19 protein-coding genes are annotated in these 24615 nt (G+C 35.6%); 13 read left to right on the top strand and 6 right to left on the bottom strand.

The features are described from left to right. Positions 1 to 664: 664 nt before the first annotated feature. From BLQ56_RS01395 to BLQ56_RS01385, 3 genes are all read left to right on the top strand, one after another. Complete coding sequence (locus BLQ56_RS01395) at positions 665 to 3346, top strand: glucosaminidase domain-containing protein (RefSeq protein WP_238457164.1); 2682 nt, start codon at positions 665 to 667, stop codon at positions 3344 to 3346. Positions 3347 to 3748: 402 nt separating this feature from the next. Continuing rightward, positions 3749 to 6925, top strand: a complete 3177-nt coding sequence (locus BLQ56_RS01390) for a glucosaminidase domain-containing protein (protein ID WP_238457163.1) — start codon at positions 3749 to 3751, stop codon at positions 6923 to 6925. Positions 6926 to 7089: 164 nt separating this feature from the next. Continuing rightward, entirely contained in the window at positions 7090 to 8388 is a 1299-nt protein-coding gene (locus tag BLQ56_RS01385; RefSeq protein ID WP_090849341.1) for a DEAD/DEAH box helicase, read from the top strand. A gap of 57 nt (positions 8389 to 8445) precedes the next feature. On the opposite strand, the gene BLQ56_RS01380 is transcribed toward BLQ56_RS01385, so the two are convergent. Beyond that, a complete protein-coding gene (locus BLQ56_RS01380) occupies positions 8446 to 9411 on the bottom strand; it encodes an alpha/beta hydrolase (protein ID WP_090849340.1) in 966 nt (321 codons plus the stop codon). A 262-nt stretch (positions 9412 to 9673) separates the two neighbouring features. On the opposite strand from BLQ56_RS01380, the gene BLQ56_RS01375 reads away from it, so the two are divergent. After that, positions 9674 to 10168 (top strand): phosphatase PAP2 family protein, encoded by a 495-nt coding sequence (locus BLQ56_RS01375; protein WP_090849339.1) that lies wholly within the window; start codon positions 9674 to 9676, stop codon positions 10166 to 10168. A 347-nt stretch (positions 10169 to 10515) separates the two neighbouring features. Here BLQ56_RS01375 and BLQ56_RS01370 read toward each other — a convergent pair whose 3' ends face one another. Next, positions 10516 to 11208, bottom strand: a complete 693-nt coding sequence (locus BLQ56_RS01370) for a hypothetical protein (protein WP_204381054.1) — start codon at positions 11206 to 11208, stop codon at positions 10516 to 10518. Positions 11209 to 11599: 391 nt separating this feature from the next. Between BLQ56_RS01370 and BLQ56_RS01365 the strand changes: the two genes are divergently transcribed. Then, positions 11600 to 12331 carry a hypothetical protein gene (locus BLQ56_RS01365; RefSeq protein WP_090849338.1) on the top strand — a complete coding sequence of 244 codons (732 nt, stop codon included), beginning with the start codon at positions 11600 to 11602 and terminating at the stop codon, positions 12329 to 12331. 205 nt (positions 12332 to 12536) lie between these two features. Further along, the gene (locus tag BLQ56_RS01360; protein WP_090849337.1) at positions 12537 to 13808 is read left to right on the top strand and encodes a S1C family serine protease; all 1272 of its coding nucleotides are present in this window, start codon (positions 12537 to 12539) and stop codon (positions 13806 to 13808) included. Between the two features lie 180 nt (positions 13809 to 13988). Here the strand turns inward: BLQ56_RS01360 and BLQ56_RS01355 are convergent, their stop codons facing one another. Next, positions 13989 to 14885 carry an AraC family transcriptional regulator gene (locus BLQ56_RS01355; RefSeq protein ID WP_175490148.1) on the bottom strand — a complete coding sequence of 299 codons (897 nt, stop codon included), beginning with the start codon at positions 14883 to 14885 and terminating at the stop codon, positions 13989 to 13991. Positions 14886 to 15300: 415 nt separating this feature from the next. On the opposite strand from BLQ56_RS01355, the gene BLQ56_RS01350 reads away from it, so the two are divergent. The 3 genes from BLQ56_RS01350 (at position 15301) to BLQ56_RS01340 (ending at position 18930) form a co-directional block, all read left to right on the top strand. Beyond that, positions 15301 to 16917, top strand: a complete 1617-nt coding sequence (locus tag BLQ56_RS01350; RefSeq protein ID WP_090849335.1) for a type 2 periplasmic-binding domain-containing protein — start codon at positions 15301 to 15303, stop codon at positions 16915 to 16917. A gap of 126 nt (positions 16918 to 17043) precedes the next feature. Continuing rightward, positions 17044 to 18000, top strand: a complete 957-nt coding sequence (locus BLQ56_RS01345) for an ABC transporter permease (protein WP_090850031.1) — start codon at positions 17044 to 17046, stop codon at positions 17998 to 18000. Positions 18001 to 18027: 27 nt separating this feature from the next. Next, positions 18028 to 18930: a carbohydrate ABC transporter permease gene (locus BLQ56_RS01340; protein ID WP_090849334.1), complete on the top strand. Its 903-nt coding sequence runs from the start codon at positions 18028 to 18030 to the stop codon at positions 18928 to 18930. Positions 18931 to 19141: 211 nt separating this feature from the next. Here the strand turns inward: BLQ56_RS01340 and BLQ56_RS01335 are convergent, their stop codons facing one another. Then, positions 19142 to 19762, bottom strand: coding sequence for a YesL family protein (locus BLQ56_RS01335; protein WP_175490147.1), 621 nt, complete (start codon positions 19760 to 19762; stop codon positions 19142 to 19144). A 215-nt stretch (positions 19763 to 19977) separates the two neighbouring features. On the opposite strand from BLQ56_RS01335, the gene BLQ56_RS01330 reads away from it, so the two are divergent. Continuing rightward, positions 19978 to 20484 (top strand): C39 family peptidase, encoded by a 507-nt coding sequence (locus BLQ56_RS01330; RefSeq protein ID WP_175490146.1) that lies wholly within the window; start codon positions 19978 to 19980, stop codon positions 20482 to 20484. Here BLQ56_RS01330 and BLQ56_RS23290 read toward each other — a convergent pair. Beyond that, positions 20481 to 20618 carry a hypothetical protein gene (locus BLQ56_RS23290; protein ID WP_175490145.1) on the bottom strand — a complete coding sequence of 46 codons (138 nt, stop codon included), beginning with the start codon at positions 20616 to 20618 and terminating at the stop codon, positions 20481 to 20483. The genes BLQ56_RS01330 and BLQ56_RS23290 overlap by 4 nt on opposite strands. Positions 20619 to 20750: 132 nt before the next feature. Here BLQ56_RS23290 and BLQ56_RS01325 point away from each other — a divergent pair, with 132 nt between their 5' ends. Then, positions 20751 to 21071: a DUF4870 domain-containing protein gene (locus BLQ56_RS01325; RefSeq protein ID WP_090849331.1), complete on the top strand. Its 321-nt coding sequence runs from the start codon at positions 20751 to 20753 to the stop codon at positions 21069 to 21071. Positions 21072 to 21372: 301 nt separating this feature from the next. On the opposite strand, the gene BLQ56_RS01320 is transcribed toward BLQ56_RS01325, so the two are convergent. Then, the gene (locus tag BLQ56_RS01320; protein WP_175490144.1) at positions 21373 to 22470 is read right to left on the bottom strand and encodes a GGDEF domain-containing protein; all 1098 of its coding nucleotides are present in this window, start codon (positions 22468 to 22470) and stop codon (positions 21373 to 21375) included. A gap of 127 nt (positions 22471 to 22597) precedes the next feature. Between BLQ56_RS01320 and BLQ56_RS01315 the strand changes: the two genes are divergently transcribed. Then, a complete protein-coding gene (locus BLQ56_RS01315; RefSeq protein WP_090849330.1) occupies positions 22598 to 23050 on the top strand; it encodes a hypothetical protein in 453 nt (150 codons plus the stop codon). Between the two features lie 303 nt (positions 23051 to 23353). Next, a complete protein-coding gene (locus tag BLQ56_RS01310; protein WP_090849329.1) occupies positions 23354 to 24499 on the top strand; it encodes a GntR family transcriptional regulator in 1146 nt (381 codons plus the stop codon). Positions 24500 to 24615: the final 116 nt, after the last annotated feature.

Below are 24615 nucleotides of genomic sequence, written 5' to 3'. Positions count from 1 at the left end.
AAATAAAAAGCAAGTGCAAACACGCATACACGTGTATCACACTTGCTTCAGATATAATTTTCAATATTAAATAGCATGAGTAAGTCCAGGCAAAAATATGTAAAAACATGAAAGGACTTATTATAGGAGCTTTTCAATATTCGAAATATACCTTAAAAGGATCAGAGTCTAAATAGCAAATAATTTACTTTTACCACTCTTATTGACCGTTTCACAAGTTGATGTGCAATGCACTGGTTATAAAGTAACCAACTTATAAAATTTGAGCTTCTAACTCAATCAATAGGGCAACAATGTTGCCAATCGGCATTTGACCTGGCTGTCCGTATGGCCTTCACATTCCTTGTAAAAGGAAGGGGTCAAAAATTATCTGCTAGGAAAGAGTCAATATTTCGAATAGGAGCTTTCCAATCGCACTTTTTATAATAGCACATCCTCTATTATAGCAAAAGACAAATTTCGATATTTTTCTTCTAAAATCAAAAAAACTTTTTTAAACCCTACAAATCTTGAATTCTCATATATTACCTGAATACATGAACTAGCTACTTTAGTATAATCCAAGAGTAATAGTTCGATTTAGGGATGAATTTATTTTCAACTAAAAAAATCGTTAACTTCTATTATATATGATTAGATTAGGAGGGCTAAAGAAAAATTGAAAATGGTGCAAAAAATCTTTCCACTACTTATTTGTTCACTATTAATGAGTTTATCTTTTCTTTCCAATATTCAAATGGGTTATGCATCAGAAAACTCACAAACAAATGAAACAAACGCAGAGTCTAGTTACTATCTTATTCACTATAATGGTGAAAAGCAAGAAATAGGCTTTAATGAAGAAACAAAATTGTTACTTACTGGATGGGCAGATGATGCTAAGTCCACTGTCAGCGGTGCTATTTCTGGGATAACTAATGACCAAGAAGAGAAAATCCTTCAAGTAAGTCAAGGTTTAAATGAACTTCCAATTACAGAAAACATGAGTATTTATTATCGTGTCATTGTATCAGGTGAATATAAAACAGAACTGGTAACATCACTCGAGTTAAATGAACACTCAACTGTAATAGAGAAGAACGAAAATGGAACGTCGATTGAAGAACAATATACAATTGATCAATATGATACATTAATTAAGAATCATGAGTTAGTATATTACGTAACAGATGAAAATAGTCAAAAAATAATGATTACAAGTGAAGAATATGATGTAATAAATGCGGTTAAAGAAACAACCAGTGTTCCTGCTGTAAATCAATCATCAGTAGATACTGAATCCATTAAAGCTACTGCAATGCCTTCAGTTGTGTATTCAACACATGTACAAAACTACGGTTGGTTATCTACAGTTTCTGATGGTAAAATGTCAGGTACATCTGGCGAAAGTAAACGAATGGAAGCAATTAAAATTTCATTGAAGAATAGTCCATATTCTGGGGACATTACCTATAAGACACATGTTCAAAACTATGGATGGTTAAGTCCTGTGTCAAATGGAGCATTATCAGGTACTTCTGGTGAAAGTAAAAGGATGGAAGCCATCCAAATAAACCTAACAGGTGACATGGCTCAGTATTATGATATTTACTATCGTGTTCATGCACAAACCTATGGCTGGTTAGGATGGGCAAAAAATGGCCAATCTGCTGGTACTCAAGGACTATCGAAGCGCTTAGAAGCGATCGAAGTCGTTTTGGTTCAAAAAGGAGCATCTGCTCCAGGGGCGACTGATCAAGCATTTATATTGGATCCATCGGTTTCTTATACCACACATGTCCAAGGATATGGTTGGTTAAAGCCAGTTTCAGATGGCAAAATGTCAGGAACATCCGGACAGTCAAAACGCTTGGAAGCGATCAAGATTTCACTTAAAAATCTGCCGTATTCCGGTGCAATCACTTACAAAACGCATATCGAAAAATATGGCTGGTTACATGCAGTTTCAAACGGTGCTTTATCTGGTACATCTGGTGAAAGTAAAAGGATGGAAGCCATTCAACTAAGCTTAACAGGTGAAATGGCAAAGTATTACGATATCTATTATCGTGTACATGCACAGACTTATGGCTGGTTAGACTGGGCCAAGAACGGTCAATCTGCAGGTACTGAAGCACTATCAAAACGCTTAGAAGCGATTGAGATTGTTTTAGTTGAAAAAGGCGGAACTGCACCAGGAGCTACAACTAGACCTTTTGTGAAACCAAGCTTAATTAGTACTAATATTCACTATAATCTTACGTTAAATGAAGCGTTAAATATGCAAATGAAAGCTTCTACAGCTCCACAGACTGATAAATACAGAAATGATCCTGGATATGTAAGTAGTCAGTATTTAGAGATGTATGACGGCGGTTCAATAACTGGAACGAGTGTGAATTTAAGAACATCTCCAATTTTAACTTCCGATGATAATATCGCAGTGAATGTTGGATTAGGGACAGCATTTCTCGTACTTGATAAAAATGTGACAGGTGATGTGTTCTCTGATAGTACATTGTGGTACAAGATTGAATACAAAGGTCAAGTACTATATGTTCATAGTAGTCTTTCGAAGATTCATTCAAGAGTTGGTAGAGTTACCGCAGATCAACTAGTGATTCGAGCGGAAAAGAATGCAACGAGTCATGTGTATGGTTCCGCACCGAAGGGTACCTTATTAACTGTCTTAGAGGAAGATCCAATTGGTTGGTTCAGAGTAGGTGTTGGTGCTTGGCGTAACGCAAAAGCTGCAGATGTACAAGCCTTTCTAAATCCAATTAATTTCATCAATGATGAAAAGCAAAGATTACAATTCATGAATTTAACAAAACCTAGTGATGTACCAGTTTCGACATTAGATAAATATCTTTCAGGAAAAGGGATCTTAGCTAATCAAGGAAAAGCATTTATCGACGCGGGTAACATCTATGGCATTAATGAAGTCTATTTAATGGCACATACATTATTAGAAACAGGACATGGGACTTCAACACTTGCCAAAGGAGTCTTATATAATGGTAAAACGGTGTATAATATGTACGGTATTGGTGCATATGATGCATGTCCACTTGAATGTGGGGCAAAAACAGCATATGAAAAAGGCTGGTTCACACCATATCAAGCCATTGTAGGTGGTGCTGCTTTTATCAGCGATAAATATTTACGTGGAAATAACAGTTATAATATCGTTCAAAACACATTATATGAGATGCGTTGGAATCCTGAAATGTTGTCTACTAATAAAGTAGCCGGACACCAATATGCAACAGACATTGGCTGGGCTGCTAAACAAGTTAACACAATGTATGAACTATACAAATTGGAACCATATACAATCTATCTCGAAATTCCTGTTTATAAATAAAAGTTTAATAGAGTCTTATCTGAGTAGAACAACTAATCTAGTTGTTCTACTTTTTTTATTATCATGTTGAATTATGAAAATTCTCGAAAAATGTAGAATAGTGCAATCTACATCTATTCCTTTTTATATTTTTTGTTTATAATTAAAAGAATTAATCTATGAAATTAATAGATTAGGAACAATCTAACTTTATTAAAGCATAAGGAGAGTGGTTCGTGTTTATTGGCCTTTTATTTAATTGACTGCAGCAACTATTACATAGTTGAACAAGAAACTTTTTTGTAATGATAGGGACTATTATATGATTTTATAATTATAGCTTTTCGATCATCTACTATTATAATAATTATATAATATGTTTATTCTATTTTATTTTTATAGGAGGTCTGAGAAAAATTGAAGATGGTACAAAAAAGCTTTGTATTATTAATTAGTACTCTATTAATAAGTTTATCTTTTCTTTCTAACATAAGTATTGGATTTGCTTCGGAAAACTTAGAAACAACAGGTTCCGTTGAAGAATCTAGTTATTATTTCATTCACTATAATGGTGAAGAACAAGAAGTAGTAATTGATGAAGAAGTATCATTAAAATTAAGTGGATGGATAGATGAAGATAAGTCAGCTGTTAGCAGCTCAGTAACTGATTCTAATAACCAAACAATAGAAACAAGTTTGCAGGTTAGTGAAGGGTTAAATGAACTGTATATAACAGAAAGTAAGAGTGTATATTATCGGGTAACTAATTCAGATACATTTAGTGCTGAAAAAGTGACACCCCTAGAGCTTAACGAACAACTGACTGTTGTTGAGGAAAACGACAATGGTACATCTATTGAAGAAAAAAGTACGATTGATGAATATGGTACTTTGATTAAAAGTAAAGAATTAATTTATTTCTTTATCGATGGAATTGATCAAAAAACAGTCATTACGAAAGAAGAATATGATTCTTTAAATACAGTTGTTGAGCCAACAACTGAAGAAACAACCGCTGATGTTGAAGCACCAGCTACTGAAGAAACAGAGAGTCAAGTAGAAGCTGATTCAACACCAGTTCAAACTCAATCGGTTAGTGCAACTTCAGTGCCATCTGTTGTGTATTCAACACATGTACAAGACTACGGTTGGTTACCTGTAGTTTCAGATGGTAAAATGTCAGGTACCTCTGGGGAATCGAAACGCATGGAAGCTATTAAGATTTCATTAGCAAACTCTCCATATACCGGATCTGTTACTTACAGTACACATGTACAGACACATGGCTGGTTAAATCCGGTATCAGATGGTGCAATGTCAGGTACTTCTAAAGAATCGAAACGTATGGAAGCGATCAAAATCAATTTAACGGGTGATATTTCCCAACATTACGATATTTATTATCGTGTTCATGCACAAGATTATGGTTGGCTAGGTTGGGCTAAAAACGGACAAAATGCCGGTACACAAGGACTGTCAAAACGTTTGGAGGCATTAGAAATCGTTCTAGTTCCAAAGGGTGCTGCTGCTCCAGGATCTACCTCCAAGCCATTTGTTCTTGATCCATCAGTGTCTTATACAACACATGTTCAAGATTACGGTTGGTTAAGCACTGTTTCTGATGGAAAGTCATCAGGAACCATTGGAAAATCAAAACGCATGGAAGCCGTTAAGATTTCATTGAAAAACACCCCTTATAAAGGGGACATCACGTATAGAACCCATGTCGAAAGCTACGGCTGGATGAGCAATGTATATAATGGTGCTCTCTCTGGTACATCAGGGGAAAGTAAAAGGATGGAAGCCATTCAAATCAATTTAACAGGTGAAATGGCCGTGCATTATGATATTTATTATCGTGCACATGCACAAACCTATGGCTGGTTAGACTGGGCTAAAAATGGTCAATCTTCAGGTACACAAGGATTGTCCAAACGGTTAGAAGCTATTGAGGTAGTCATAGTTGAAAAAGGAGGAGCCGCTCCTGGGAAAACAAACAACCCTTTGATTATGGATCCATCTGTCATGTATACCACTCATGTCCAAGGTAACGGCTGGTTAAGTCAAGTATCTAATGGGGCTATGTCAGGAACTCTTGGAGAATCAAAGCGCTTGGAAGCAATCAAGATTACCCTAAAGGATCTGCCATATTCAGGAGCTGTTTCATACAAAACCCACGTAGAAACCTATGGTTGGTTAAACCCAGTATCGAACGGTGCTCTATCAGGAACATATGGAGAAGGCAAGCGCTTGGAAGCAATCCAAATGAACTTAACAGGTGAAATGGCGCAACATTACGATATTTACTATCGTGTTCACGCACAATCATATGGTTGGTTAGACTGGGCTAAAAACGGACAATCTGCAGGTACCGAAGCTGTTTCAAAACGCTTGGAAGCTATTGAGATCCGTTTAGTAGCTAAAGGTGGGAATGCACCAGGACCAACAGCTAAACCTTTTATTAAACCAAGTTTAATTAGTGCAACTAGCACCTATAATATAACCTTAAGTGAAGCATTAGCTATGCAAATGAAGGTTTCTCCTCAAACAGATAAATATAGAAATGACCCAGCATATGTAAGCAGTCAATATCTACAGATGTTTAATGGGGGTGCTATCACTGGAAGTACTGTCAACTTAAGAACATCTCCAACTACAAAAGCCACTATAGCGGCGACTGTTGGTAAGGATACTCTGTTTATATTGCTTGATAAAAATGTGACGGGTGAGTCGGTCTCTGGAAGTACATTATGGTATAAGATTAAATATGATAACAAAGAAATGTATGTCCATAGTAGTCTTGCTAGTAGCAGCTTAAGGGTAGGTCAAGTTACTGCAAGTACTAGTCTAAGTATTCGTGCTGAACAAAATGCAACTAGTCATATTTATGGATATGCAAAGTCAGGTTCACTTTTACATGTTTTAGCAGAAGATTCAAGTGGTTGGTACAGCATAAAGCTTGGAGCTTGGCGGAATGCAAAAGCTTCAGATGTACAAGCCTATTTGGACCCTACTACGTTTATCAACGATGAAAAGCAAAGATTACAATTCATGAACTTAACGAAATCTAGTGATGTGCCAGTAGGGACACTAGATCAATATCTTACTGGAAAAGGTATTCTAGCTGGTCAAGGTCAAGCATTTATTGATGCCGGAAGAATATACGGAATTAATGAAGTCTACTTAATGGCTCATACTCTACTAGAAACAGGACACGGGAAATCTACTCTAGCAAATGGAGTCGTCTACAACGGTGTAAAAGTATATAACATGTATGGAATAGGTGCATATGACTCTTGTCCGCTTGATTGTGGAGTGAAAAGAGCTTATGAAGAAGGATGGGATTCTCCATATAAAGCCATCGTAGGTGGAGCTGCATTTATTAGTGACGAATACTTACGTGGGAATAATTGGTATAAATCTGTTCAAAATACGTTATATGAAATGCGTTGGAATCCTGAGGTCATGTCTACTAATAAAGTAGCCGGACACCAATATGCAACAGACATTGGCTGGGCTGCTAAACAAATCAACACGATGTATGAAGTCTACAAAATGGAACCTTATACGATTTATCTCGAGTTTCCAATCTATAAATAATAAAAAAAGTAGTACAACCTTCATCGGTTGTACTATTTTTTTGAGTTTAGATTAACACCCAAAGTATAAATAATTAAATTCTCTCTGTATAATACTAACCAATATGCTATAGTTATTAAGTTATCCAATAGAGTATCAAAATAAGAAAAGAGAAGTGATGACCGTTGACTGATTTTTTACAACTTGGAATTCGAAAAGAAATACATCATACATTAAAGTCATTAGGACTTGTGACACCAACTCCGATACAGGAACGGACCATTCCTACTGCACTTGAGGGGAAGGATGTCATTGCACAAGCGCAAACGGGAACGGGTAAGACACTTGCGTTTGTACTACCGATCCTTGAAAAAATTGATATTAACAAATCTGATGTTCAAGCATTGATTTTGACACCCACCCGTGAATTGGCTCAGCAAATTACAAAAGAAATAAAGAAAATGATTGAGAATATCGAAGGCGTTAATGTGTTAGCAGTCTATGGTGGTCAGGACGTTACACATCAGTTGAAAAAGTTAAAAGGTGCTCAACATATTGTAGTTGCAACTCCAGGCCGATTACTTGATCACATTCGCCGTGGAACGATTGATCTTTCAACAGTTGAAATGCTTGTGCTAGATGAAGCAGATCAAATGTTACATATGGGTTTTCTTCCAGAAGTAGATGACATCATTTATGAAACCTTTTCTAGTCGCCAGACCATGCTGTTCTCAGCAACCATGCCAAATGAAATTAAATCGCTTGCGAAAAAATATATGGTTGAACCAGAAATAATAGAAGTTAAAGCTAAAAAAGTAACAGTTGAAGAGATTAAACAAGTGGTGATTGAAACAACGGATCGTAGAAAACAAGCGACATTGTTTCATTTAATTGAAGAGCATCGTCCGTTTTTAGCAATCATCTTTTGTCGTACCAAAATACGAGCGAAAAAATTGTATGATGCCCTTATTAGCAATGGGTATGAAGCAGATGAGCTACATGGTGATTTAACACAGGCTAAACGCGAAAAAGCGATGAAACGGTTTAGAGAAGCAAAGGTTCAATTTCTAGTTGCGACAGATGTAGCTGCAAGGGGTCTTGATGTAGAAGGTGTAACACATGTATACAACTATGATATTCCACATGATGTTGAAAGCTATGTTCACCGAATAGGTCGAACAGGTCGTGCAGGTGGAGATGGTATTGCCATTACACTAGTTGCTCCTAAAGACTTGGATTTCTTACGTATGATCGAAAAAGGAATTAATCAAACCTTAGATAAACAAGTCATTAAAGGAATCAGCATTCCTGATCGTGAAGATTACCAACAAGAACGTACTGAACAAATAAACAAGACACGTCGTCCTCAAGGTAGAGGAGATGATCGACGAAGAGGTACTGGTCCTTCATCAAGAAGAAGTACAGATGATCGTCGACCACAAAGTAAGTCAACATCATCGACTAGAGGTAGAAGAAGTCGATAACAGCCTAAAAAAAGAGGAAATCAACATGTTTGCTGATCTCCTCTTTTTTGAAAACTGCTATTCAATATAACGATCAACAAATCCCCAAACTGTATTCCAGTATAATTCAGGGTCTACTTTTGCTGCTTCACCATGCCCTGCCCCAGGTATTACTAGCCGTTCTTTTTCAACCTTTGCTGCCTCATACACTTCATCTAACATTTCATATGGTACAAACGAGTCTTGGTCGCCATGGATAAACAAGATCGGTACTTTACTTTTCGCAACCTGATTGACGGCCGAAGCCTCGTATAAATCATATCCTGCACGTAATTGGGTGATAGTGTTTGCAGCGTTCAGTATAGGAAACTCAGGTAATCCGAATAAATCATCAAGTTGATACTTGAACACACCACTAACAGAAGAATATCCACAATCCTCGACAATGACCTTTACATTGGAAGGTAGATCTTCCCCAGCCGTCATCATGACTGTCGCACCCCCCATAGAGATTCCATATAACGCGATTTCTGCTTCAGGGTCCATTTTAATGATCTCATCAATCCATAATAAAACATCTTTACGGTCATGCCATCCCATCCCAATATAATCGCCCTCACTATTTCCATGACCACGAAGATCAGGGGCAAGGACATTGTACCCTTTATCGTAAAAGTTACGAATCCATCTTGTCATATCAGAGGCTTCACCTGTATACCCGTGAACAACAATGGCCCAGTTATGATTTTTCTCCCCGTTATGATATACATCTGCATGCAGCTTTAACTTCAGCTTGTCATTTGATACAACAGGTAGGGGTGAAGGTGTGTGCTGACTTTCAAATTCCGCGTTGGCTAGACTGTCTTCTTTAGCCACCTCAGCTATAACTGCTTCACTTTCCTTTAAATGAGGATTATCCTCCATAAATTCTTTTTCTTGATCTACTACAAGAGCGAAATTGTAAAAATAATTACCGACAGCAACATAAGCACTCATTAGTAATAGGACAATAATTGCTGAAATGATTAATGGTTTCTTCTTCATTCAGTTAAGTCTCCTTTTCTTTTACTCTAAAATCGGATAATTCTATAACAATATAACTTTTATGTGTCTTGTAAGATTATTTTCTCTTATCATAACTCATATTATACTAGATTAATATTACTTTTTAATATAGTTCTATACTGATATTTTGTCTGTTAAGACTGCTATAGCTATGATACTTGCTGAACTTTAATTGGTTTTATACATACTTTTCAATAACTAGAGGAAGGATAGATAGAAATAAAATCTAGGGGATATTGTGATGAATCAAATGTTATTTAAAAAGATCAATCAATTAGCAGGTAGAAATTCTATTGTCGATTCTATAATGGTTTTTGCGTCAAATAAGTTACGTTACATCTATGCCATTGCTCTACTCTTTATCTTTTTGCGAAATCGTTCAAAAAAGAAAGTATTCATTGTGTCAGTTCTTTCTATCATGGTCAATATAATGATCAATACCTTTGTAAATTATTTTAAATTTAAGCCAAGGCCTTTCTTGGTTCAAAAAGCAAAGGTTCTAATCCCAGTGAAAAAGGATTCCACTTATACGAGTAAACACACATTATTAACCTTTGCTAGCTCAACAATCATCTATATTTATCACAAAAAATTAGGGATTATCATGTTCTTATTATCAACCTTAACTGGAATTTCAAGAGTATGGACAGCTGCACACTACCCATATGATGTGATCAGAAGTGCATTAATCGGAACTGTAATCAGTTATCTTAGCAAACAGGCTATAGATAAATAAGTCCATAAAATGGTTTTATAAAGGCTGTTGTATAGATTGTTGCTTTTAAAGCCGCAGACTGAATACACTCCGCGTCCGGCGGGTGACCAGTGAGCCTCCTCGTAGCCCATGCTCCGGTGGGGTTGGGTTTCACTTTGTTCACTGCTCCCCAGGAGTCTACGTGTATTCCACCTGCTTGTAACTACCATCCAAATGTTTTTTATGTTTAAAATAACAAACTTTGAGAAACAGCCTATAAAAAGATGTTTTAATTAAAGTCCTATTATTTAATATAAAGTTTTTCGGCTCAGTGTAGTTCAATAAAAAAACTGTCTGGAAAGACAGTTTATAGAGAATCAATCAATTTTTCAATGAAGCCTGTTATTACCCATACTATCACCAACTATATCGTTAACTTTTTCTATGGCTTGTTCCACCATTTCATCAGCAATCATAACAATGTCCGTATCATACTTTTCGTCTTTTCTTACATCGAATTGAAGTTTCTCGGCATAAGGAGCTGGTCTATTCATCATAAAAGTAGACGTCACTTCACAATACTTATCACGGGCTTCTTCAACGCTTAATTTACCTGTTACAATATCATTCATTAAGTTTAGAGCAAGGATATTAGCGGCTTCCATATCACATCGTGAAGATACTTCTCCTTTTGTCCGTTCAACGACTACACTTCCATCAAATTTTGCAATCTCACTAAACATTTCAGGAGGAACGGAATAGTTAATATAATTCTCGATAACATCAGTGTGTGGTTGTGGAAAATCGTGTGGAATTTCATCACGATAAACAATTGTTCGTTTCCAAGGTCCGTTGTTATACCAAATTAACCTACTTTGTGTTGCTTCGTTTGGAGGACCGTATTGTTTAATTGTAAGATTAGCTGCCTTTTTAGACATAGCGTTCCAATCATCGATAATACTTGAAACAGTGTCCATAGCAACCACAGTATCAGTTGTTTTCTCAGCACCTCCAAAAGTTTGCACCTTGAAATCACTCATCATTGCAGTTGCAGCAGTTTTCAATTTTTCTTCTTGTTCCAAATCTATCAGCTCTTTTCATATATGTAGTTTTTTTAGTTTTTGATACATTTTCAAATATATGCATTATTTTTTTCTTTAGCTATCAGTTGCCTTTGTTAAGAACGGATGATGTAGAAAATGATCGAACTGTTTTATAAAAGATACCGGCTATTCTCAAATAGTAGGAATCTCCGTTTTCTTTGTGACAGGAAAATACACAGTCGTTCCTTCTTAAAATAGAGATAGAATAGTAATTTTATCTTTTCTTCATTTCACATTTTTAAATATTTTCAACGAAACTTTCCATTTATCATCGCAATACATAACATTTAATAATTTGTTCATAATTTGGTCATATCTTTCGGACATCCTAACACATGATCAACCAATCATTTTTTAGGAGGATTTTAGAATGAACAAACTGAAGATTTCTTACTTATTTTCCATTGCATTGGTTCTTGGATTGCTTAGCGTGGGTCAAGTCTTTGCAGCAGATGACAAAGTAGAAGGTAAATCAACTGAGGTACATAGCCATCACAAACATTTTAAACACGATCCGGAGGTTATAAAAAAACATGCCGAAGCACTAGGTATTGAGACAGAAGGAAAAGACACAGAGACAATTGTAAAAGAGATACGAGAAAACATGATTAAGAAAAGAGCTAAGGGACTTGGTCTTGAAACAGAAGGGAAAGATATTGATTCTATTGTAAATGAGATCCGTAATATAGAACTACAAAAGTCAGCCAAGAAATTGGGGATTTCGACGGAAGGAAAAGAACTCAAAGCGTTAGCCAAAGAAGTTCATGAAACATCGGTTAAAAAAGCTGCACAAGAATTAGGAATATCGCTTAAGGGTAAGGATTTAAAAGAATTGGGTAAGGAAGTACACAAAGCTCAAATTATTAAAGAAGCAAAAGAATTAGGAATAACAACTGATAATAAGGATCATCATCAAGTAGCTCATGAAGTACGAGAAAAAAGGATTTTGCAAGCAGCAGAAAAACTAGGAATGAAAACAGAAGGTAAGTCTACCTTTGAACTTCTAGATGAGATGATGACAAATCATGGAGAGAAGCTAGAAGAATTAAATCTGTTTCCACATAAAAAAGGGATTCATTTTTTCCACGGTCATAAAGAGTAATAACGAGAATCATGAATAACAAGAGTGTGGAGTGGAATGGATCGTCAGTTGGCGGTCCATTTTCAATTGAGAAATCGGATAATATGTCTGAAAAACTTCTCTCTATCTTACAGATTTGTTAACAATTCTTTCATATTTTCACGCTATCATTTGATTAACGCCAAAAGCTATTAATAGAGTTGGTGAAAATGAGGAGGCTAGTAACATGAATGAATATTTTAATGATCATCAAAATGATATAGAAGAAACAAAACCTAAAAAGGAAAAAAAGAGCAGAAGAGGACTACTGACATTGGTCGGTGGTGGAGTCATTGGTTCGATGCTAACTCTCTCACTTATACCTATTTCAGGGTATGTCGAGGATTTATATTCTTCGGTGGAATCAAAGGTATCACAGTTTTCGACAACGACTGAGAACAGCAATAGTAGTAATGAGACTGAAGCAGTAACTATAAAAGAAACTGCAGTCACAACGACAACATCGCCTTCATCCGGATCAATGGCAGACATAGTAGAGGAAGCTTCCAAAGCAATTGTTGGTATTGTGAATTTACAACCTCAAACACAAGGTAGGTTCTACCCTAATTCAAGCAGTTCTGAAGCCGTCGAAAGCGGAACTGGTACTGGTGTTATATTTAAAATTGATGAAAAGAATGCATACGTGGTTACGAACAATCATGTGATTGAACATGCAACTGAACTTGAAATTACGGTTCATGGAGGAGAAAAAACAACTGCTGAGTTAATTGGAGCAGACCCATTAACAGACTTAGCTGTGTTAAAAATTGATGCAAACTATGCGACAAATCAACTCAATTTCGGTGACTCAAGTAAGCTAAGAGCTGGAGAAACTGTATTAGCAATTGGAAATCCTCTTGGTCTTGAATTTTCCAATACGGTCACACAGGGAATTGTTAGTGCGGTAGACAGAACCATTAGTGTATCAACATCTGCTGGAAATTGGGATTTAAATGTTATACAAACAGATGCTGCGATTAACCCTGGAAATAGTGGTGGGGCACTGATTAATACAGCGGGTCAATTAATTGGTATCAATAGCTTGAAAATCTCAGTCGATGGAGTAGAAGGATTAGGCTTTGCAATTCCTAGTAATGATTTAGTCCCTATCATTAATGAAATGATTGAAACTGGACAAGTTGAACGACCATATCTTGGTGTTGGATTAGCGAGTTTGGAAGAGATTCCATCTATGTACTTGCAAAATCTCCCACAAGACCTTGAAGGAGGCGCTATGATCACCAATATAGAGGTAAATTCAGCTGCCGCTCAAGCTGGTCTGAAAACAGAAGATGTCATTGTAGCGATGAATGGTGAACAAATTACAAGTTCGGATGAATTACGAAAGTATTTATATACCGAACTTGAAGTTGGCGACAAAGTAACCCTAGATGTTTATCGAGATGGAGAGAAAATCAGTATCGAATTAACACTATCTAGTAGTAATTCAAGTAATTAAGGGAAGCTCGAGAAGCTTCCCTTTTTTGAAAATAAGAAAGTATGAACGTCGCACTCAGTTTTATTGTCTAGCTCCAGCGCCTAGCCCCTCGGGGTCATAAGTCAAATCACTCCGGAAAACAAGATTTCCTGCGTGATTCGTCTTATGCCTGTCGGGGCTGAACGAGGCGCCTCCGCCTTTCTATTCTTTATTCAACGTCTTCCTACAATAGGCCTTTCTAAATTCAGTCGGAGTTAGATTTTCGAATTTTTTAAAGAGCCTCATAAAGTATTTTTCATCAGAAATTCCAACAGCATTAGAAATATCTCTTATGCTCTCATTTGTTCGTATAAGTAAATCCTTAGCTCGGACTATTTTTAATGATTGTATGTAATCTTTTATATTTTTTCCGGTTTTTTCCTTGAACATTCTTGATAGATAATTAGGATTATAGTTGAAATAGTCTGCAACAGAGCTAACATTGATTTCATCTGATGCGTTCAACCGAATCCATTCCATTACTTTTAATAAATTCTTATCTGTTAAAGACGTTTCTTGAATCGCATTATACTTCGTAATAAATTGTTCAGAGAGCTCTATTAGTAAAGAAGTTGCCAAATAATTAATTGCAAATCGGTTAAAATAATTGGAATTAGCGATATCAAGTAATTGGTGAAATAAAATGTGAATTCGATTAATATCCTTTGGTTTCGAGTAAATGGGTAGCAAGATATCTGATTGATTAAGATCTGAAAATCGATTGCTTTTAAGCAACGTAATCTCGCTTTTTAACTTGTTTTCATCAATGAATTCTAAATCGCTTTCCGCTGAGAAATGAAACCAATAGAAAGATAAACCTGGTGAACAGTGCTTATAGCCTGTATGCACCATATTAGCCGGCATAATTAAAATATCTCCTGGACGCACTTCATATTGAATTTCTTCGATCTCCATATATAAAGCACCTTCAATGCCAACAATCACTTCATGATCATGTAATGTACGCTTTGCGTGAATCCAAGGAACTTTTGATATGAAATGACCACCTAAATGGAATTCAACAGGTGATTTAGCTTGTATTTTAACAAATTCTCTCAATTTATCCCCCACCTATTTAAAGTCATGTATTTAAAGGTTCATCAATTGAACATCACAAAGTGTACTAGTTTAATAATTAAATTGCTTTAGATTATCCTTTTATTACAAAATGGAAATTTTTCCTTATACATTTAGTTAATATAAATATTAACTAAATGTAGTGTGATTTATCCACTTTTTATCTATTTTTGACTACCGACAGAAAATATTGGTAGTGATATTATGATATTAACAAATGAAAACACTTACATTTACATTCAAACCAATTTACTACCTTTTTATTATCTTAACAAATAAGTTAATGCTTTTGTGAACAATTTTTGAATTATTTTGGAAACAATAGTTTTCAGCACAAGAGTAAAAGTTGAAGTCTGAAAACTGTTTCGATAAAAACAATCAAACAGGGGGAAATTGAATGAAAAAGGTGTTAAGCATTTTACTAGTTTTAAGTTTGTTTACAGCTATTTTAGCAGGTTGTAAAAGTGATAGTGCTAGTAAAGAACCTGAGGTAACAGAAGATGGACGAGTCAAGTTAACAGGTCTCATTACAAAACATCCACTAACAAAAGATCTTGAAGAGATGGAATGGTTAGAAGAAGCAGAGAAGGCTGCTGGTGTTGATATTAAATGGGAGCAAGTAACAGCTGACTGGGATCAGAAAAAAGGAGCAATGCTTGCTGGTGGTGATATTCCAGATATTATTGTCGGACCTAATGCAATAACAGATGCAGACTTTTCAAAGTTTAAAGGTTTGTTTGAAGATTTGAACCCACTTATTGAGGAGCATGGTACAAACATTAAAAAGATGTTTGAAGAAAAGCCTGAATTAAAAGTGATTTCTACTCAGCTTAATGGTGAGGTATTTGGTTTACCGAAGTATCAAAGATATTGGCCAGGTACAGCTACAAGGCAATTTATTAATCAGCAATGGTTAGAAAATTTAGGGCTTGAGCAACCAACAAACTGGGATGAATTATATGAAGTATTGAAAGCATTTAAAGAAGAAGATGCAAATGGAAATGGCGATCCAAACGATGAAATTCCAATGGACTTTGCACCAATTGGTACTGGTGGATTCGGCTTCTTCCATCCGACAGTCTTACTTGGAAGTATGGGTATGACGATTGTTGGTGGCGGTGGTCAAGGTTACATCGCTGAAGATGGTGAAGTGAAAAACTTCTTTGTTGATGAGCGCTATAAGGAATTTGTTACATTCTTAAACAAGCTATATAGTGAAGGATTAATTAGTGAAGAAGCATTCACACAAGATTATACAAAATATCAGTCAGTAGCTCGTGGAGAAGGAACAAATGCAAAAGTTGGATATACGTACGGATGGGAATTAACAGACCGATTTGGTACTGAAATTTCTGATCAATATGCTTCAATTGCTCCACTTAAGGTAGATGCAAGCTCGGATGTTCAGACATCTTGGACATATGATTATGATGTTCTAAATTATGGTGTGAATATGGTTCAAATGTCATCTAAGACGAAAGATAAAGCTGCAGCGATGAAATTCATTGATCAATTATATGATCCAATCGTTGGAATGCAGGTTCTATTTGGATCAATTGGGCCTAACATCAAGGATAATGGTGATGGTTCATATAGCATTTTACCGCCAGCAGATGAGAAAATGGATCCTGGTACATGGAAGTGGACTTCTTCATGGGCAGATAACGGAGCATTCTATATTTCTGATGATTTAGAATTAACATTAGGAACAGATATGCAAAACGTTGGTAGTCAAACAGAAGCTCTTCAACCAGCATTAGATGCTGTTGATACAAAGAACGATGTATTACCTGGAACATTCTTAAAGTATACAGAAGAAGACAACAATACAATGAGTTTAATTAATACAGAATTTATGAACCTTGCAATGTCTAGCTTCTCTAAATGGGTTACAGAAGGCGGCATTGATTCTGAGTGGGATGGATATGTTGAGCAAGTAAATAACATTGGCCTACCAACAAACTTAGAGATCATTCAAGAATATTATGATGAGTATCAAAAGCAAATGCAATAAAGACAAATAAAAGATCGTTGTTGTACTTAGGACTGCCAAGCAGTTAGAAATCTTGAAGAGGCTATACCATTCTATTTTGTGGTATAGCATCTTCTATAAATAAAGGAGAATTAAGTTATGGCCTTTATGAACACTCAAACGAAGAAAAGTGAACCTTTGGTTGATTTGCCTGTTCAAAAAAAGAAAACAATTGTAAATACGTTTAAGCGAGATTACCAGCTATGGTTACTCGTTCTTCCGGCTGTTATATGTGTCATTATTTTTAATTATATTCCAATGTACGGGATTCAATTAGCGTTTCGTGAGTATGACTTTACAGCTGGTCTAACAGGTGGAGAATGGGTCGGCTTTAAGTATTTCGAACAATTTATTAATAGCCACATGTTTAGTGATTTATTGAGAAATACACTAACATTGAGTATTACTACGATTGTGATCGGATTCCCAGCCCCAATTATTTTAGCGTTGCTAATCAATCAAATTAGATGGAAAAGAGGAAAGAAAATCCTCCAAACAACCGTCTATTTACCACATTTTATTTCAATTGTTGTTTTAGTTGGTTTATTAAATGTCCTTCTTTCACCAAGTACAGGAATCATCGGACTTTTAGCGAAAAACTTAGGATTTGATGTGAATCTATTAGCTTCGACAAGTACATTTGTACCTGTATATGTTCTTTCAGATATTTGGCAACATGTTGGGTGGAACAGTATCATTTATTTGGCCGCTCTAGCAAGTGTTGATCCACAATTATATGACGCAGCTAAAATTGATGGAGCCAATCGTTGGCAGATTATCCGAAATGTGGAGATTCCTGCAATTATCCCAACAATCATCATTCTAATGATTCTTAATATGGGCAGTATTATTAGTACTGGTTTTGAAAAGATATTCCTAATGCAGAATTCGCTCAATTTACCAGTCTCTGAGGTTATTGAAACCTATGTCTATAAAATAGGGATTATATCGAATCAATTTAGCTATGCGGCAGCGATTGGTTTGTTTAACACTGTAATTAATTTCGCATTACTGTTAACGATGAACTATATTGCCAAGAGAACATCCAAGATTAGTTTGTGGTAATTGTCTTAGCTGATAGGAGGGAACGTCATGAGTAGTACTAGAACATTCAAAATAAATCAATACTCGGACAAGATTTTTGATATTATTGTATATGCTATTTGTGGTTTTGTGTTTTTAGTGGTTGCTTACCCTTTATATTTTGTCATCATCGCATCTGTAAGTGATTCAACTCTTGTTTCAACAGGTCAGGTATTGCTATTCCCAAAAGGATTTAGTCTTTTCGGTTATCAAGAAATCTTTCAGGATTCAAGAATCTGGGTTGGTTATAAGAATACGATGATTTATGCTTTAGGTGGTACGATTGTGAACCTATTATTCACATTACCAGCAGCCTATGCGTTATCACGACATGAATTTAGAGCCCGTCGACCATTAATGTTTTTCTTTGTTTTCACTATGTTCTTTAATGGTGGATTAATTCCTACTTATCTATTAATGAAGGATTTGAGCATGATTGATACGATGTGGGTCTTCATCTTTAATCCTGTCACAGTCAATGTCTTTAATCTTATTATTGCGAGAACGTTTTTTGAAAGCACCATTCCGCAAGAAATGTACGAAGCGGCCATTATGGATGGTTGTAACCATTTTACCTTTTTCTCAAAAATTGTCGTTCCATTATCAAAGGCTGTCATCTCTGTTATCGGTCTCTACTATTTAGTGTGGCATTGGAATGACTTCTTTACTGGGTTGATTTATATTCGGGATTATAGCTTACAACCACTCCAAATTGTTCTGAGGGATATCTTAATTTCAAATCAAGTATTTGCTGAAGGTGCTGGAAGTACTGGTAGTGGTTATGCACAAAGATATGCGGATCAAATTAAATACGGCGTCATCATTGTCTCAACTCTTCCGATTTTAGTTGTATATCCGTTCTTACAAAAGTATTTTGAAAAAGGAGTAATGATTGGCTCGGTTAAAGGCTGATATAACCTAAGAAAAGCGCAAGGCGCCCGCCTATCAGCGACAGGCATAAGACGAGCCGGCTTGAAGGTTGCTTTTTAACCTTCTAGACGGATTGGCTTATGACCCCGAGCCGATGGCGCCTGGAGCTAGACACTAAAACTGAGTTCAAAATTACATACTTACTTAAACGCTAAAAAAGAACCTATCGATCTAAAAAGATCAATAGGTTTTTTTATATCGTATTATCTCGCTCTGGAAACGAGCTTAATGCAATTTTCATAACAACTAAGCTTAGTACACTTACTCCAAAGACTGGAATAAGTCCAGGTACTTGTAAAAGGACGAAAATCGTTATAATTACTCCTGCGATTAATAAAATTGATTGTAAGGGCTTACCAACTGAAAGAACAAAAGCATATTTAAAATATTGAAAGTTCCTTAAATTAAAATGAACAAAAACAGGGAATAGGTTTAACAAAGTCATTAAGTATAGAAAAGCGATGATCAATGTAGCTCCGTTTAGTAACATATTTATCGGACTAGAGTCTAATTGCTGTAAGACTCTTAAATTTACAAATAAAATCAACCCTCCAATTAACAATGGATAACCTAAGAAATTCGCTTTAAAGAAGTCTTTCTTATACGTGGTCCAAAACAACTTAAACAGAGGTATGTTTTCATTTTCATCTGACATAAGTAATTTTCTCATAACTGCGAAAAGTGCAACTGTTGCTGGGAAAATTCCACCTATGAATAACCCGACGAAAGAAAAGAGAATCCATAATAGATTCAATAAAAATAACTTAAGGGCCCAGTCGCCAAATCTTATATACCAGGTTGTAACTGTCTGCATAATACCCCTCATCTCATCTATTTTAGAAATACAGATGTTGTATGCTCTTAATGAAAGGATACACAATTTCCTTACCTTCGTAAATGTTTTTGTTAAATATTAATAGATATATTGTATTGTTTGAATGAAATGCTAGAAACTAAGAATATTATCCTGTTTTAGGATATAGAGTAAAATAGACATACGTGAAATTAAATAGAATGGTAGGGGATCATGTGAAAGAAAACGTGGCTAACGTCCAATTAAATGTACCAATCATTAGTCAATTACCCGAGCTTCCAACTGGGTGTGAAATCACGGCCATTACAATGATGCTTAGGTACAAGGGATTAAATGTGGATAAGGTTGCTTTAGCAAGAGAAATGCCAAAACACCTAGAAGACCCAAGCATAGGGTATGTGGGTGATCCTTTTACAACTGAAGGATGGACCATCTATCCTTCAGCATTAGTGGAATTAGTACGTAAATATTCAGGGCAAGCCACGAATTTAACAAACACAACTAAGGAATTGCTTGAAGAGCAACTGTTAAACAATAAACCAATTGTTGTGTTGGTATCATCCATGCATGGTTTTACAGTTCATGCTTTGACACTTACAGGATTTGATCCAAATTATTTCTATTTTAATGACCCATGGACAGGGGAAAAAGATGTAAGAATAAGCAAGAGCTACTTTGAAGAGATTTGGTCGGACTATGGAAGTAGAGCTTTATCCTTTTAATCAGTTTCTGATTCTTTTTGGTTTTGTACACTGTGACTTGATCCTTCTTCTGCTATGTTCAACGATTGAACTTCCTCATAGGCAGAATTTGTAATGAAAAGCACTTGATCTTTTAAATGTGGATCCTTCTCCATGTGAAAATCTCCTTTGAACAATTTAATATATCTTTAATATGGGCTTAGTTGCTCTAACTTAATCATGTTGGAACGAAACTTTAAGGTAGTGCTATTCGTAAGTTAAGTAAGGAAATGAAAGGAGAGAATGATATGCCAAGCAATGAAGAGAGATTAATGGCTGCAGCGATATATCTAATAAGCTTTTTTACTGTGTTTATTGGTCCACTTGTTATCTGGTTAATAAAAAAGGATGATTCAAGTTTTATTGATTATCATGGGAGAGAATATTTCAACTTTTTTATATCTTATATTATTTATAGCATAATAAGTGGAATCTTAGTGTTTGTGATTGTAGGCTTTCTATTATTACCTATTGTAGGTGTTATGGGGGTTGTCTTTACAATCGTTGGAGCGATTAAAGCATATGAGGGGCAAACATATAGGATTCCATTAATCTTTAGAATTTTATAGGATCTATCTAGGGAGATGGAAAAAAGAGAGGCCAGGATAAATGAGATTTAACTAAAGGCTGTTTTCGTATAGATTGTTGTTTATAAAGCCGCAGGCTGAATACACTCCGCGTCCGGCGGGTGACCAGTGAGCCTCCTCGTCGCTGACGCTCCTGTGGGGTCTCACTTTGGCCACTGGTCCCGCAGGAGTCTCCGTGTATTCAGCCTGCTTGTAATTACCATTTCAATTGGGAAACCCAGTTAAATAATTTAGTTATGTCCCAGCCTATACAATTTATTAAATTGACTGACTCTACTACTTTTTAATGAATCATATCGAATATACGAACCCTATTTCTTCCTTGGCTTTTTGCACTGTATAGCGCTTTGTCTGCTTCTTCAATTAGGTGATCAAGATCTTTGTCAGCAGAGACACTACTTATTCCGATGGATATTGTTAATTGCCCATCTGGTTGTTGATCTTCTCCATAGAATGGATAGGTTTCCACTAAGTTTCGAAAACGTTCGGCAATTACATTAGCCGTTTGAAGGTTTGTGACATTAGAGAAGCAAATAATAAACTCCTCTCCGCCATATCTTGCGAATAAATCGCCTTCCCTCATACTATCTTTTAAAAGTTGACCAATTGTCCTTAGAACTGCATCGCCTGCGGGATGTCCGTGTGTATCATTATAATTTTTAAAATAATCAACATCAAACATGGCGATCACAAATGGTGTCTTATTCGTTATCAAATCATTGATTTTACTTTTGAAATAACGAAGATTATAGAGATTGGTCATATTGTCAATTCGGGACTGTATTTCTAATTCCTTTTTGTTAATCATATTTCGATTGCTGTCATTATTAATCCATGCAATGATTAGTAGTGCCATTAGTTCAAAAATAAACATTAGTATAATCGTAATAAATGTGGCTGGCGTTGTAAAAAACATTAAGACTGACTTAATCACTTCATATATAATAAAGACGACCACCATGTGCTTAATGTTCAACAAGGTGTACGGTGGCTTGAATGACTTTTTCCTGTGGAATAGAGCCCCAATTAATGCAGGCAAAAGAATCACTTGCATCATACCTTGGAAAACAGTTGGCCCACCAAGTTCAAATCGATACCAAAGTGGTAGAAGAATAGCAATAGAGCCTAGTCTCCAGCCTCCTAAATAGGAGATGAAAAATATAGGTACACTTCTTAAATCAATTCTCATACCTGCATATAATAGGGGGTGATGCATGACCCATATACTCAACATACTAATTGCAAAAGGTACGACATAGATGTGCTTAGAGAAATCTCTCACCTTCGCAACTAAGACTTCCTTTAGTTTAAGTCCAACATACATAAAAGCAATAATTAACGATACGTTTGCAGTAAATGCATCTAGAATAGTGTGTAACATAAATTTCTCCCTTTTACAGAATCTTTACTATTGTACCAAAAAAAGTTGGAAAGTCCATGTGGTCTGGAAAGACTTTTATATAGAAGGCTCCTATTGTCCACTAAACTACATGAAAGAGGAATGAAAAATGAAACGTAATCATTTAATTTATAAAGGTATTGTAATTGGCACAATTTCGGGAATCATTTTAGGCTTGTTTTTAAAATTAATTGAAACTCTATTTGGGGTCAAAGTTTACACATTGCTATTAAACGTAGATTATATCCCACTATTAAAAGATTTTACTCTATCTGAACTTATTGAGTTTATTTTGCATCTGATCATATCGCTTATTCTTGCGGTTGTCATTTTATTTATTATCAGGTTTTATGATTGGAATAATTGTCAAATAGTTGTAAGGGTCACTGTCATTTCCTTAATAATAGGAATAGCACTCTATCCAACTACAGCTTTATCTAGTCGAACTCCAGAACTTACTTCCATTCCAGCCATTTTCTTCTGGCTAATTGGACATGTGTTGTATGGGTTAGTATTGAGCGGGTTGATTGTTATAAAGAGAGAGAGAAGAAGACTCAACTAGACAAAAGAGCCCGCGCTAGCACTATCTTTGTCCAATAGGAGAGATGAACTATACAAAACCCACCATGTCAGCCCCTACTATTGTCCTAAATCCATTTTAAATCCAAATATTATCAAAAAAAGGAAAAAAACTGATTGAGTATACGGACAATTTGTAATATCATTAATATATGAAATAAGACATCCGTATAAGTTAACAAGTAAAGAAAATTCACTTGTTTAACGACTTTATTTTGTAAGCGTTTCCGTGATGTTCTGCAAGTTTAATTAAGGTACATAGACAAATGGATATAGAGGTGACAGAATGGAGACTAAATTTAGCATTGTTAAACAATCAATTGTATCAAAAATACTTGATGGTACGTTTCAACCTCATCAGAAAATTTCATCAGAGAGTGAGTTGATGAAGCAGTTTGGAGTTAGCAGGCACACTGTTCGCGCTGCACTCGGGGAGCTTGTAAACAAAGGTTGGCTTTACAGAGAACAAGGCGCTGGAACATTCTGCGCAGATCGGACGAATAATCAGAAGATATCAAATGCAATTACTCAGAAGAACATTGCTATTATTACAACCTATATTTCAGATTATATCTTCCCATCCATCATTAGAGGTGCAGAGTCGTATTTAAGTGAAAATGGTTATAATGTCAGTCTGTTTAGTACGAACAATGATCATAAGAATGAAAAGAGGGCTCTTGAAAAAATATTGAGTCAACCTTTCGATGGTGTCATTATTGAACCAACAAAAAGCGCATTACCTAACCCAAATATTAATTATTATCTAAATCTAGAAAGGCAAAATACTCCATATATCATGATCAATGCCTATTACGACCAATTGGAACCACTAAGCATTACAATGGATGATGAAAAAGGTGGATATATTCAGACTGAGCACCTTATCCAGCTTGGACACAGAGAGATTGTAGGTTTCTTTAAATCAGATGATGTTCAAGGGTTAAAAAGGATGAAAGGGTTTATAAAAGCTCATCGTAATTATGGTTTAGCCATAAATCCTAATAGCATCATCACTTATCGATCAAATGAAAAGCATTCAATTCCTATGGAAGAACTACGTATACAACTGTCTAAAGGTAACCAGAAAAAGCCAACTGGTATTGTTTGTTATAATGATGAACTTGCAATCAATTTATTAGAGATTCTGCGCGAAAAGAATATTCAGGTGCCAGAGGACTTATCAATAGTTGGGTTCGATGATTCTTTCATGGTAAAAGTAACAGAAGTGAAATTAACAACAATTAATCATCCACAGAGTAAAATGGGTGAGCTTGCAGCAAAGCTCATCGTAGAAAAAATCAATGAAACAAATGGTCATTCAAAAAAGACAGGTGAACAAGTTCAATCAGTTGTCTTTGATCCAAAGCTTATTGTTAGGAGTTCAACGAAAGAGATTAAGCATAGTAGTAACGCAGTCGAATTTAATAAATGATCATAAGAAACGACCAAATAAAGCTGATCAAAATTTCACAATGTTGGTAAATATGTAAAATATTAATAAAATTGTAAATTTACTATTGTCAAATTCAAGATAGTCTCATATAATCA

It is taken from the genome of Litchfieldia salsa, from assembly GCF_900104555.1.
Taxonomy (GTDB): domain Bacteria; phylum Bacillota; class Bacilli; order Bacillales; family Bacillaceae_L; genus Litchfieldia; species Litchfieldia salsa.
The sequence above is the reverse complement of the archived record's forward strand: the minus strand, read 5'-3'. Positions and strand labels throughout refer to the sequence as shown.